Annotated in this window: 14 protein-coding genes; 6 read left to right on the top strand and 8 right to left on the bottom strand. The window is 69.5% G+C overall.

Going from position 1 to position 12,309, the window contains the following annotated elements:
• Positions 1-3: 3 nt before the first annotated feature.
• The 3 genes from ACQUSM_RS10260 to argS form a co-directional block, all read right to left on the bottom strand.
• On the bottom strand, positions 4-594 hold the full coding sequence (locus ACQUSM_RS10260) for a 50S ribosomal protein L15e (RefSeq protein ID WP_379731748.1): 591 nt from the start codon (positions 592-594) through the stop codon (positions 4-6).
• Positions 595-803: 209 nt separating this feature from the next.
• On the bottom strand, positions 804-2,054 hold the full coding sequence (prf1, locus tag ACQUSM_RS10255; protein ID WP_435118195.1) for a peptide chain release factor aRF-1: 1,251 nt from the start codon (positions 2,052-2,054) through the stop codon (positions 804-806).
• 123 nt (positions 2,055-2,177) lie between these two features.
• The gene (gene argS / locus ACQUSM_RS10250) at positions 2,178-3,926 is read right to left on the bottom strand and encodes an arginine--tRNA ligase (protein WP_435118192.1); all 1,749 of its coding nucleotides are present in this window, start codon (positions 3,924-3,926) and stop codon (positions 2,178-2,180) included.
• A gap of 124 nt (positions 3,927-4,050) precedes the next feature.
• Between argS and ACQUSM_RS10245 the strand changes: the two genes are divergently transcribed.
• The 3 genes from ACQUSM_RS10245 to ACQUSM_RS10235 are packed head-to-tail and all read left to right on the top strand — an operon-like array spanning position 4,051 to position 6,411.
• Positions 4,051-4,749, top strand: coding sequence for a DUF120 domain-containing protein (locus ACQUSM_RS10245; protein ID WP_435118190.1), 699 nt, complete (start codon positions 4,051-4,053; stop codon positions 4,747-4,749).
• A complete protein-coding gene (ribB, locus tag ACQUSM_RS10240; protein WP_435118188.1) occupies positions 4,746-5,426 on the top strand; it encodes a 3,4-dihydroxy-2-butanone-4-phosphate synthase in 681 nt (226 codons plus the stop codon). The genes ACQUSM_RS10245 and ribB overlap by 4 nt, the downstream gene beginning before the upstream one ends.
• Before the next feature lie 49 nt (positions 5,427-5,475).
• Entirely contained in the window at positions 5,476-6,411 is a 936-nt protein-coding gene (locus ACQUSM_RS10235) for a branched-chain amino acid transaminase (RefSeq protein ID WP_435118186.1), read from the top strand.
• Between the two features lie 46 nt (positions 6,412-6,457).
• Here the strand turns inward: ACQUSM_RS10235 and ACQUSM_RS10230 are convergent, their stop codons facing one another.
• The 5 genes from ACQUSM_RS10230 to eif1A all read right to left on the bottom strand — a co-directional run bounded on the left by ACQUSM_RS10230 (position 6,458) and on the right by eif1A (position 9,655).
• Positions 6,458-6,853, bottom strand: coding sequence for a DUF6276 family protein (locus ACQUSM_RS10230; protein ID WP_435118184.1), 396 nt, complete (start codon positions 6,851-6,853; stop codon positions 6,458-6,460).
• A gap of 3 nt (positions 6,854-6,856) precedes the next feature.
• Entirely contained in the window at positions 6,857-7,552 is a 696-nt protein-coding gene (locus ACQUSM_RS10225) for a V-type ATP synthase subunit D (protein ID WP_435118182.1), read from the bottom strand.
• A 107-nt stretch (positions 7,553-7,659) separates the two neighbouring features.
• Positions 7,660-8,202 carry a KH domain-containing protein gene (locus ACQUSM_RS10220; protein WP_435118180.1) on the bottom strand — a complete coding sequence of 181 codons (543 nt, stop codon included), beginning with the start codon at positions 8,200-8,202 and terminating at the stop codon, positions 7,660-7,662.
• Between the two features lie 47 nt (positions 8,203-8,249).
• A complete protein-coding gene (gene rio1, locus ACQUSM_RS10215) occupies positions 8,250-9,128 on the bottom strand; it encodes a serine/threonine-protein kinase Rio1 (protein ID WP_435118178.1) in 879 nt (292 codons plus the stop codon).
• Positions 9,129-9,358: 230 nt separating this feature from the next.
• On the bottom strand, positions 9,359-9,655 hold the full coding sequence (eif1A, locus tag ACQUSM_RS10210) for a translation initiation factor eIF-1A (protein ID WP_379731289.1): 297 nt from the start codon (positions 9,653-9,655) through the stop codon (positions 9,359-9,361).
• A 96-nt stretch (positions 9,656-9,751) separates the two neighbouring features.
• Here eif1A and ACQUSM_RS10205 point away from each other — a divergent pair, with 96 nt between their 5' ends.
• From ACQUSM_RS10205 to ACQUSM_RS10195, 3 genes are read left to right on the top strand one after another with little or no spacing between them, the layout of a single operon-like run.
• On the top strand, positions 9,752-10,480 hold the full coding sequence (locus ACQUSM_RS10205) for an ABC transporter ATP-binding protein (RefSeq protein ID WP_435118177.1): 729 nt from the start codon (positions 9,752-9,754) through the stop codon (positions 10,478-10,480).
• Entirely contained in the window at positions 10,477-12,069 is a 1,593-nt protein-coding gene (locus ACQUSM_RS10200) for a hypothetical protein (protein ID WP_435118176.1), read from the top strand. The genes ACQUSM_RS10205 and ACQUSM_RS10200 overlap by 4 nt, the downstream gene beginning before the upstream one ends.
• A 41-nt stretch (positions 12,070-12,110) precedes the next feature.
• Positions 12,111-12,290, top strand: coding sequence for a DUF7470 family protein (locus ACQUSM_RS10195; RefSeq protein WP_435118175.1), 180 nt, complete (start codon positions 12,111-12,113; stop codon positions 12,288-12,290).
• Positions 12,291-12,309: the final 19 nt, after the last annotated feature.

Genomic DNA, 12,309 nt, shown 5'->3' with positions numbered 1-12,309 from the left:
ACCTTACTTCCCGCCGCGGTCGCCCGACGCGACGCTCGGTCGGACCTTCTCGGCACCCTTCCCGCGAGTGCGGAGACCGCGGTTGGACTTGCCGGCGTTGGTGAGGCCACGGAACGCGCGGCCGGTCTGGGAGTCGTCGCATATCCAGTTGAGGTCGTCGTCGTTCTGGATCGCGGCGTGTTCGGGGTCCACGAGGATCGCCTCGAACCACTTCTGGGAGCCGTCCTCACCGACCCAGTAGGAGTTCAGCACGCGGAGGTTCGGGTACTTCCGGGTCGCGCGCTCCTCGGCGATCCGCTGGATCGAGGTCCGGCGGCCGAGGCGGTTGACGCCCTGTCGCTTCGAGCGGCGGCCCGCCTTGTGTCGGCGCTTGCGCGCGCCGCCCTTGCGGACGGCGATGCGGACCACGACGATGCCCTGCTTGGCCTTGTAGCCGAGTTCGCGGGCCTTGTCGAGGCGGGTCGGGCGCTCGATGCGCTCGATGGCGCCCTGTTCGCGCCACTCCTGTTTTCGCTGCCACTGGAGCTCGGCGAGCTTGCCGTCGCCGGGCTGCTTCCACGCGTCCTTGATGTGGGAGTAGAAACTTCGTGCCATGGTTCTCTGCGGGCGCTTGCGATTCAGTCTGAGGGGGCTCCGCCCCGTCGGACCACATTTCGTCCCGAGCTATCGGGTGCCCGCTGGCGTCCCGTCGACCAGCGAGTTACCCGTCAGTATTCGGGATTCGGTGGTAAGGGTTTCGAAGCGCCCCGGATTCCGTGCCTGTCCTGAAGCGGACGGAGCGGACCGACGCCGAAGAACCCGGCTTAGACGCCCGTCTCGTACCGCAGGATCCCCGCGATCCCGCCGAAGGCGTTGAGCAGCTGTTCGCCCTTCTCGAAGTCGGTGCTGATGAACTTCGTCTCGGTGCCGCGCTGGTCGGCGATCTCCATCAGGTGGTCGACCACGTCTTCCCGCTCCTGCACCTCGGCGGGCTCGCCGCACTCCGAGCACTCGTGGTCGGTCGTGTTGTGCCGACGCTCGACGGTCTCGTACTCGGTGTGGCCGTTGGGACACTCGTAGATCACCACGTCCTCGGTGAGATCCTCCGAGAGCAGCAGGCGGTCGACCGAGCCCATCACGAGGTTCTCCCGGGTCGGCCCCAGCCCGTAGGTGGCCTCGCCGCCGGTGTGGAGGTTCTCGAAGAACTCCTCCATCTGGTTCTTGTCCTCGACCAGCTCCTGGTCGGCCAGCGCCTCCTGCCCGGCGTCGACGAGGTCGTACAGTCCCGACTCGTCGGTGTACGCGATGTCGAACTTCCCGAGCACCTTGTCCTGCAGCTCGTGGTGGAGGTAGTCGCCGTCGAGGAACTCGTCTTTCGTCGGCGACGGACCGCCGACGAGGATCCCGTCGAGCTCGTGGCGCTTGGGCACCATCAGGTCGTCGGCCATCTCCGCGACCTCCTGATAGAAGTTGTCGATCGCTTCGAGGCGCAGTCGGGCGAATCGCTGTGCTGACTGGCCACCCTTTCGCTGCTTGCCCGGCACCAGCGAGGAGGCCGACTTCACGGGCTCGACGCGCTTGCCCTTGAGCCAGCCGACGTTGGCCTCCCGGCGGTCGAGCACGATCAGGCCGAACAGCCCCGAGTCGGCCATCATGTGCTCCAGCGGCTCGATCAGGAAGTTCGAGTCGCAGTGGTAGCGGAACGACTCGATGGGGTCCGGCGGCGACTCCAGCGTCCGGGTGATCATCTCGGTCTGCCCGCCGCCGGAGTCGATCGCGCCCGAGAAGATCACCATCCCGTTCTCCGGCGGGTAGGTGTCGTAGTAGCGCAGGCGGTCCTTGATCGACGTGAGCGCGTCCTGCACGTTCGTCCGCGTCTGCTTGGACTTGATGTTGGCCGCCTCGGAGTGCTCCTGCGTGACGTGGGCGACCACGTCGGAGACCTGTCGGTCCTCGGGGATGTAGATGGTGACGAGCTGCGTTCCTGATCCCTCGTACTCCTCCAACTCTTCGAGGAGCTTGCGGAACTCGTACTTCCGCCTGTCCTCGCTTGTCTCTTCGGCGTCGGTACTCATTAGTTCAGGATAGGCGCCATCGCGTGTAAGTACCTGTTGACTGCCCCGTTCGTCGAACACGCCTCCGGCGACGCCGAAACCGGCCGCGAACGGGACGCTGGCCGGCCGTGACGCTCCCCGGCGCTACATCGACTCCGGCGCGGCGACGCCGAGCACGTCGAGCGCGTTCCCGACCGTGTGTGCCGCCGCGGCAACGAGCGCCAGCCGCGCGTCACGCAGTTCCTCGCTCTCGGCTTCGAGCACCGGACACTCCCGGTAGAACGCGTTGAACCGCTCGGCGAACGTCCGGGTGTACGTCGCGACGCGGTGGGGTTCGAGATCCTCGGCGGCCCCCTCGACCACCGCGGGGAAGCGGGCGATCGTCCGGAGGAGGTCGCGCTCCTCGGGCGTTTGGAGCAGGTCGCCGTCGACCTCGGCGGGCACCGACTCGCCGTCGAGGATTCCGCGACAGCGGGCGTGGACGTACTGGACGTACGGCGCCGACTGCGCCTCGAAGTCGAGCGCGCGCTCCCACTCGAACGTGATCGCCTTGCTCGGCTGCTTGGCGACGATGTCGTAGCGAACGGCGCCGATCCCCACCTGCCGGGCGATCCGATCCACGTCCTCGTCGTCGAGCTCGTCCTCGCGGATGCGGTCGTCCATGCGGTCCTCGACCTCCTCGCGGGCGCGGGCGACGGCCTCGTCGAGCAGGTCGTCGAGATCGACGCCCGTCCCCTCGCGGGTGCTCATCCCCTCGCCGCCGGGGAGGTTCACCCACGAGTAGAACTGCTGGTCGAGCTGGTCGGTGTCGTGGCCCAGCAGCTGCAGTGTCTCGTTCAACTGTTCGAACGTGAGCTTGTGGTCCTCGCCGATCACCGTCACCGCGCGGTCGAAGTTCTCGAACTTCCACTCGTGGTGGGCGATGTCCCGGGTGGTGTACAGCGTCGTCCCGTCCGAGCGCAGGAACACGAAGTTCTTCTCGATGCCGTGCTCGGAGAGATCGAGCTGCCACGCCTCCTCCTCGTAGACGGCCTCGTCCAGCGCCTGCAGGCGTTCGACCACGTCGTCGGTGGCGCCGGTGCGCATGAACCGCGTCTCCTTGACGAACTCGTCGAACGTCGCGGGGAGCCGTGAGAGCGTCTGTGTCATGCCGTCGAGCACCGTGTCGACCACCTCGCTCACGCGCTCGTACGTCTCCTCGTCGCCCGCTTCGAGCCCCTGCATGATCGACTCGATCTCCTCCTCGGCGGCCGCAGTGGCGGCCTCGTCGGCGTCTTCGAGGTAGCTGTTCCCCTTCCGGTAGTACCGCACCAGCTCGTAGTCGGGCTTCTCGCGTTCCGGCTCCGGCAGCTCGCTCTCGTCGAACGTCTCGTACGCCCACGTGAACAGCGCCATCTGTCGGCCGGCGTCGTTGACGTAGTAGTGCCGCTCCACGTCGTAGCCCGCGTAGTCGAGCGCGTTGGCGATCGCGTCGCCGATGATGGGGTTGCGGGCGCGGCCGACGTGGACCGGGCCGGTGGGGTTCGCGGAGGTGTGCTCGACGACGACCGACTCGCCCGTCGGCGGGCGCTGGCCGTACGCCTCGTCGCCGGCGGCGACGAGCGTGTCCTCGTAGTACGACTCGTCCGGCGCGAAGTTGAGGTACGGCCCCTGTGTGGTGATCTCGCCGACGTACTCGTACTCCGCGGGGTCGATCTCCGCGGCCACTTCGGCGGCGACCTCCGGCGGCGGCGCGCCTACCTCGCTCGCGAGCCGGAACGCGACGCTGGAGGCGAGCACCGCGTCGACGTCCGCCGGCGGCTCCTCGATCCCGAGGTCGTCGGTCGGCAGGTCGCGCGCGGCCAGCGCGGCCGCGACCGCGTCCTCGACCGCCGACCGGAACTCGATGAACATGGGCGACCGTTCCGCCCGGTGAATAAAGGGGCTTCCGAAGCGTTCGGCCGGGGCAGCGCCCGTCACGGTTCTGCACCGCACCGCATCCAGTATCGTTAAGCGTCTCGATACTGAACTACGTCCCATGCAAGAGACGACTGCGGGCGTCGACGCCGCCGAGGTGGCGGCGCTGAAGGAGATCGCGCTGTCCGGCGGCGTCGACGGCGAGCGGAAGGTGTCGTGTGCGGCGCTGGGCGAGCGTCTCGACGCGTCGAGTCAGACCGCCTCCCGACGGCTCCAGCGGCTGGAGTCCGCGAACCTGATCGAGCGGGAGGTCGTCGCGGACGGGCAGTGGATCTCGCTGACCGCCGACGGGAAGTCCCGGCTCCGCGGGGAGTACGCCGACTACCGCCGGCTGTTCGAGGACGACGCCGCGCTGACGCTCTCGGGGACGGTGACCGCCGGCGCCGGCGAGGGGCGACACTACATCTCGCTGTCGGGGTACAAGCGCCAGTTCGAGGAGCGACTCGGCTACGAGCCGTACCCGGGCACGCTCAACGTCGATCTCGACGAGGGGAGCACCCGGAATCGGAGCGAGCTCGCGGCCGTCGAGGGCGTCCGCATCGACGAGTGGGAGGACGAGGAGCGCACCTACGGCGCCGCGACCTGCTACCCCGCGCGGCTGGACGCCGACGCCGGCAGCGTCGAGCCGGTCCACGTGATCGTCCCCGACCGCACCCACCACGACGAGGACCAGATCGAGCTCATCGCCCCCGAGATGCTGCGCGACGAGCTCGGGCTGGCCGACGGCGACGAGGTCGCCGTGGAGATCGAGGCGGCATGAGTTCGACGACCGACACCGTCGACAGCGTGGCGGCCGCACGGGACGCCTTCGCCCGCGGGGAGCCGGTGCTGATCCACGACGCCGCCGACCGCGAGGGGGAGGTCGACGTCGTCTACCCCGCGCGGGCGGTCGACGCCGACGCGGTCCGCCGGCTGCGCAACGACGCCGGCGGGCTGATCTGCGTCGCGATCACCGACGCGGTCGCCGAGGCGTGGGGGCTGCCGTTCCTCGCGGACGCGCTCGACCACCCCGCCGCCGAGGCGGCGCATCTGGACTACGACGACCGCTCGTCGTTCTCGCTGCCGGTGAACCACCGAGAGACGTTCACGGGGATCACCGACGACGACCGCGCGCTCACGATCGGCGAACTGGGCGCGGCGGCCGACGGCGCCGTCGCGGGGACGTTCGACGCCGACGACTTCGCGGAGTCGTTCCGCTCGCCCGGCCACGTCACGCTGCTGCGGGGCGCGCCGGACCTGCTCGCCGACCGGCAGGGCCACACCGAACTCGGCCTCGCGCTCGCCGCGGCGGCCGACCGCGAGCCGGCGGTGGTCGTGTGTGAGATGCTGGACGGCGAGACCGGCGACGCGCGAACGCCCGGCGACGCGCGTGCCTACGCCGAGCGCGAGGGGCTGGTCTACGTCGAGGGGCGGGATCTGCTGACCCGGCTCGACTGAGGCCGGCGTTTCTGACGATTTTAAGACCCCGCCGTCCCCATACGCGGGTATGAGCGCCTTCGAGGAGATGGAGCAGGACGGGACGATCTGGATGAACGGCGAGTACGTCGACTGGGAGGACGCCCAGGTCCACGTGCTCACCCACGCGATGCACTACGGGACGGGGATCTTCGAGGGCGTCCGCGCCTACGACACCGAGGAGGGCACCGCGATCTTCCGCTGGGAGGAACACCTCGATCGCTTCTACAACTCCGCGAAGCCGTACGACATGGAGATCGAGTTCTCCCGCGAGGAGCTCACCGAGGCGACGCTGGAAGTGATCCGGCGCAACGACCTCGACTCGGCGTACGTCCGTCCGCTGGCGTACTACGGCTACAACTCGCTCGGCGTCTCGCCCGGCGACTGCCCGACCGACGTGACGATCGCCGCGTGGCCGTGGGGCGCCTATCTCGGCGAGGAGGCGCTGCAGAACGGGATCGAGGTGAAGGTGTCCTCGTGGCGCAAGCACGCCTCCAGCCAGATCCCGACCAACGCGAAGACCACGGGGCTGTACGTCAACAGCATGCTGGCCGGCGAGGAGGCCCGCCGCCACGGCTACGAGGAGGCGATCGTCCTGAACAAGGAGGGCAACGTCGCCGAGGGGCCGGGCGAGAACCTGTTCCTCGTCCGCGACGGCGAGCTGTTCACGCCGGGGCTGAGCGAGTCGATCCTCGACGGCATCACCCGGGACACGGTGATCACGCTGGCCGAGGAGCGCGGCTACGAGGTCCACGACAACGTCAGCATCTCCCGCGGCGAGCTTCACACCGCCGACGAGCTGTTCTTCACCGGCTCCGCCGCCGAAGTCACGCCGATCCGGCAGGTCGACAACGTCGAGATCGGCGAGGGCGGGCGCGGGCCCATCACGGAGGAGCTCCAGAGCGCGTTCTTCGACCTCGTGGAGCGTCGCACCGACGACCACGAGGAGTGGTTCACGTACGTTTAGACCGACACGCTGCGCCGGCTCCGTTTTCGCTTCTTCGCGGCCGTTCCTACCGGAACGACGCCAACTGCTGACTCCGCCGCCCGATATCGAACGGCGGGTCGAGTTCGTCGACCTCGGCTAACCGTTCCAGCGCCAGCCGCACGTCGACGCCGGCCCGCTCGGCCGCCTCACACAGTTCTTCGATCGCCGCGCGCTCCAGCGCCAGCGAGTCGAGCTTCCCCAGCGCGAGCGCGAACGCGACCCCGCCGCGGCCGGTCGGGAACGACTCGTGGATCGCCGAGAAGTCGGCGTTCTCGGGAACGTCGTCGACGCCGGCTTCGCTGGCGGCGACGGTCCGCAGACAGGAAGAACAGATCGCGCTCTCGGTCGCCGGCGCGTGTTTCCGGAGCGCCGCCGGGACGGTGAACGCGACCACCGGGGCGTCACACGCCGGACAGGACACGACTCAGTCGGCTTTCGGCGACGCGGGGGTCGCGCCCTCGCGCTCGTCGGCTTCGATCTCCGCCTCGTCCTCCTCTTCCTCCTTCTTGGCCTTGATCTTCTTGAGCCGGAAGATCTCCTCGCGCTCCTGCTCCTCGAGCTTCTGCTCGATGTACTCCTGATTCTCGTACAGCTCGGGCAGGAGCTTGAACTCCAGGGCGTTCACGCGGCGCTTGGTGGTCTCGATTTCCTCGAGCATCTTCTTCATCGCAGTCTCGACCTCCGCGGCGAGGATGATCGAGTCGATCAGCTCCTCGTACGCCTCGGCGGTCTCGTCGATGCGCGCCGAGGAGCCGATCAGCCCGTACCCCCGCTCATCGATGGGTTTCCGGACCTTCGAGGCCTCGATTTGGGGCACCACGACGCCCATGATGTTCTTCGACTGGGTCGTGATCTCGGGGTGCTCCTTCAGGGCGGCGGCGGCGCCGCGGACCGCCACGTCGCCCTCCATCGCCCGCGTCATGTCGAGCTTCTGCTGGGCGGTCTGGTAGTCGGCTTCCAGATCGCTCCGGATGTCCTGGGCCTGATCCAGGATGTCCATGAACTCCATGATGAGGCCGTCGCGCTTCTGCTCCAGCGTGTCGTGGCCCCGCTCGGAGAGTTCGATGCGGTCCTCGATCGCCATGAGGTTCTTCCGGGTCGGTTTGACGTCCTCCGCCATTCTTAGGGGTCTCTTCCGGCCGAAGGTGGTTAATAGTTGTTAGTCCCGGTCGAGAGCGATCGACCGCTGGCCGCGACGGACAGAACGATTCGAAGAGAATCGCCGATTCAGGGCTGCTCGCGGACGTTCCAGCCCTGCTGCATCTCGTTGTGCTTGCGTTCGAGGAACGAGTAGACGGCGCCGTGGGGCGCGCCGTCGAGGATCATCCCGGCCGCGCGCCGGACCGCGTCGATCTCCTCTGGCTCGCCGATGATCCCCAGCGTCGAGCCGTAGATCACCACGTTCGCGCCGGTGAGCTGTTCCATCAGCTCCCGTGTCCGGCCGTCCTCGCCGATGAGCCGACCTTTCTGTCGCTGCAGGTCGTTGTCGTTGCGCGTCTGTTCGGTGAGGTCAATCAGGTCGAGCCGTCGCAGGTCGCTCTCCAGCAGCCCCAGCGCCGTCTCGGGCTTGAACCCGCGGCCGATGGCCTTCACGATGTCGGGCGCGGCCATCGCGTCGATGGGGTCGCCCACCGTCTCGATGCCCACGGACCCGTCCTCGGAGTCGATGTCGAGGCGAACGCCGGCGCGCTCCTCGATCTCCCGCATCGTCTCACCTCCCGAGCCGATGAGGACGCCGATACGGTCCTGTGGAACCGTTACGTGTTGCATGACGCGGTTTAGCCGCTGGAGGGTTGTAAGCGTTCCTCGTCGGTCGTTCACGCGGGGCTGTCGGGCTCACCCGACGGATCGGCGTCGGCCTCGGTGACGTACGCTTCCAGCTCGTCGCCGGTCACGTCGAGCCCCTGCCGCGAGAAGAACGAGGCGACGTTCTCGCAGTCGCGTTCGAGGAACTCCCCGGCGTTGGGGTGGTGAACGGTGACCGCCTGCCCCATGTCGATGATCACGAGTTCGCCCTCGTGGACGATCATGTTGTACTCCGAGAGGTCGCCGTGGACGAGGCCGGCGCTGTAGAGCCGGCGCATGTACTCCCGCACCACCTCGTACGCCTGCTGGGGGTTCTCCACGTCGACCTCCGCCAGCCGGGGGGCGCGGCGCTCGTCGGCCTGCCCCACGAGCTCCATCACGAGCACGTTCCGCTGGACGGCGATCGGTTCGGGAACGCGCACGCCGGCCTTCTCGGCGCGCTTGAGGTTCGCGAACTCCTTGCGGGTCCACGCGAGCACGGTGGCCTTCTTGTTGTCCTCCAGCCCCTCGAACCGCGGGTCGCCTTCGAGGTACTCCCGCATCTGCCGGAAGTCGGAGGCGTTGATCCGGTAGATCTTGACCGCCACCTCGCCCGCCTCGCCGCGGGCCTCGTAGACGTTGGCCTCCTTGCCGGTCGACAACGGCCCGCCGAACGCGCCGACGTGGCCGTCCTGCACCAGCTTGTACAGCGCGCCCAGCGTGGCGTCGTCGAAGGCGCCCTGCTCGACTTTGAACTGCTCGGTGTTCTTCAGCCGCTTGCGGAACTCGTCGAACTCCCGGTCCTGCCGTCGGGCGGTGCTGTCCGCCTCGGTGTCGGCGACCTCGATCTCCTCGAACTCGTCGCCGGGCTCCGCCATCTCCTCGTCGACGAAGCCGTAGTCCTCGCTCATTCACTCTCGTTTGGGCGTCGCCGCGTAAAAGGATGGTCCGAGCCGATCACGTCGACGAGAGCCGCAGGCTCTCGTCTGCCATCGAGGGACTACGTCCCTCGGGCAACCGGAAGCCGCCGGCCTCCGGTGACAACCAGAAATCGGAGATTTCTGGTGACGGCCAGCGACCTGTCGCGCGCTCCGTCGCGCGACGGCGGAGCCCTTGCCGTGATCGTGCAAGCCGTTGGCGTTCAGATGTCCGTCTCAGTGACGTACCCGCCCTCGCGCAACTGCTCGGCCTCGCGGTTCTCGTAGCGGTGTTCGATGTCGGCCTTCTCGTCCTGCCAGTCCCACGGGCTCACGAGCACGAGGTCGCCCTCGCGGATCCAGTCGCGCTTGCGCATCCGGCCGGGAATGCGGGCGGTACGTTCTTCCCCGTCGGCACACCGGACCGTCACTCGATTCGCGCCGAGCATCTCGACTACCTCGGCGAACAGCTCGTCGTCCTCGGGGGCCCGGATCCCCTCGGGGAGGTCGTCGTTGCTCATCAGCACCGGCTTGGACGGTGGGGTGGTTAAGCGCTGTGGGATTTCGGACCGGCGACACGCACAAGCTATTTGTCACGTCGTCCGGTCGGTCCGGCCGTGACTCCCCCGGCCATCGAGACCGACGGGCTCCGCAAGCAGTACGGCGACACCGTCGCGCTCGCGGGGCTGGATCTCCGGGTCGAGCGCGGCGCGGTGTACGGCTTCCTCGGCCCGAACGGTGCCGGGAAGACGACGACGATGCGGCTGCTGACGACGCTGCTGCGACCCAGCGGCGGCGAGGCGTGGATCTGCGGCGAGCCGGTGACCGACCGTGAGGCCGTCGCCCCCCACGTCGGTCACCTGCCGGAACGGCCGCCGCTGTACGACGAGCTCACCGGTCGCGAACAGCTCCGCTTCGCCGGCGAGCTCCGGGGGCTCGCGAGCGAGGCCGCCGACCGACGGGCCGACGAGCGCCTCGACGCGCTCGGACTCGACGCCGACACCGACCGGATATCGACGTACTCGACGGGGATGCGCAAGAAGCTCGGGATCGCACAGGCCACCCTCCACGAGCCGGACGTGCTCTTCCTCGACGAGCCGACCAACGGGCTCGACCCCCGGGCCGCGCGGGCGGTCCGGGACCGACTGACCGCGCTCGCCGCCGACGGCACGACCGTCTTCCTCTCGACGCATATCCTCCCGGTCGTCGAGGAGGTCGCCGACCGTGTCGGCCTGCTCAACGCCGGCGAACTGATCGCGGCGGGCCACCCCGAGCGCGTGATCGACCGCGCCGAGGGCGGCGATCTGGAGGACGCCTTCCTCGAACTCACTCACGAGGAGCGATGAACTGGCGCCGCCGCGCGCTGCTGGTCGCGCGAGTCCACGTGCGCCGGCGCGTCCGGCGGGCACTGGATCGGCCGAAGCGGAGCCTGCTGCTGGTCTCGCTGTTCCTCCTCCCGGTCGTGTCGCTGTTCGCGCCGGACCAGTTCGGCGGTGGCGGCTTCGCTGTCGGCCCCGACGGGACCGTCTCCGCCGATGACGGCGCCGCGACCGCCCGGATCGCGGCGATCCTGCCGCCGATGTTCACGGCCGTTTGGCTGTTCCTCTTTCTGGCCGGCGCGTTCACGGTCGACGACCGCGTCGACGACGTGGACGGCGGCGACCTGCTCGTGCTCGGCGGCGGGATCCGCGCGACGGTCCTCGGCGTCTCGATGGCCGAGCACGCTCGCCGCCTCGTCCTGTTCGGCATCTGGTTCCTCGTCGGCGTGATCGCCGTGATCGTCGCCGGCGCCGGCGTCACCGCGCTCCCGCTCGGCGCGGTCGGGTTCGTCCTGTTGCTGGTCTCGGCGACGACCGCGGGCCACGCCGTCGGCCTGTTCGCTCGGCGCGAACTGCTCGACCGCGGACTCCCCGTCAGGCGGACGGGCGTCGGGCTCGCCGTCGGCGTCTACCTCGCGTTCGTCGCGTTCGTGACGCTCCCGATCGGCGTCGATCTCCCGCTCCGCGAGGTGGGCGCGGCGCTGCCGACGGCGTGGTTCGCCGACTGGCTGCTCCTCGAGTACCCCGGTGCGACGGTCCGTCCGGCCCGGCTCCTCGGCAGCGTCGCGTTCGGCGGGGGTGTCGCCGTCGCGGGCTTCCTCGCGAAGGAGCGCCTCGCCGCCGACGTGTGGTTTCGCGATCCGGGTCCCGAGCGCGACGCCGGAGACGGGGCTGCCCTCGACGCCGCCGGCACGATCGGTCGACTCGTCCGTCCGGTCGTCGGCCCCGCGGCTGCGGCGGTGACGTGGCAGGTCCTCCTCCGGCGCCTTCGTACCCCGGCCGTGCTCTCGATTCCGGTGGTCGGCTTCCTCCTCGTCGAACACGAGCTCCGCACCGGACTCCCGGCGGGCTGGTACCCCTTCGCTGTCGCCGGCTTCGCCGCGCTCGCGCTGCCGGCCGCGGTCGCGCTCAACCCCCTCGCCGACGAGGGCGTCGGGCTCCCGCTCGTGCTCGCGAGCGGCCTCGGCGGGCGGTCGTTCGTCGCCGGCTACACCGCCGCCGCGGCGATCGCGGCGTGGCTCGGCACCGCGGCCGCGTTCCTCGCCGCCGGGGTTCTGTTCGGCGTCCGACCGCCCGCTGCCGCCGCCGCGCTCGTCGCGGTCGTCCCGCTGGCGCTCGTCACCGCGCCCGTCGCGATCGCGGCGGGCACCGCGCTCCCGCGGAACGACGCCCACGAGACGGCCGCCAGCGAGGGTGTCGGCTTCCCCTCGAAGTACGCGTTCGCGGTCTACGCGCTCGTCGTCGCGGTCGTCGCGGCGCCGTTCGTGGCTGCGGCGGCGTTCGCTCCGGGGACGCTGCTGCTCGGAGGCGTGGGATCGCTCCTGCTGGGCGGCGTCGCCGCCGCGGTCGGAATCCGGGTCGCCGCATCGCGGTTCGAGTCGTTCGCCCTCGACTGAGCACCGCTGCCGTTTTGAGGACACCCCCCGGAGTCGGGGGTATGTACGACCGACTCGGGGCCGGCGGTGTCGCCGGCGTCGTCCTCGTCCTCGCCGGGATCGCGCTGGTCGCGTGGCAGGCGCCGATCGTCGCCGCCGGCCTCGCGTTCGTCCTCGCGGGGCTGGGGCTGGTGGTCCGTGCGCTCGTGGGGAACGTGATGCGGCAGTTCGGGATGGTCTAAGCCGAGAAACGTCGGACCG

This window comes from Halolamina sp. C58 (genome assembly GCF_051195095.1).
Taxonomy (GTDB): Archaea; Halobacteriota; Halobacteria; order Halobacteriales; family Haloferacaceae; genus Halolamina.
This window is presented reverse-complemented; position numbering and strand designations above follow the sequence as displayed.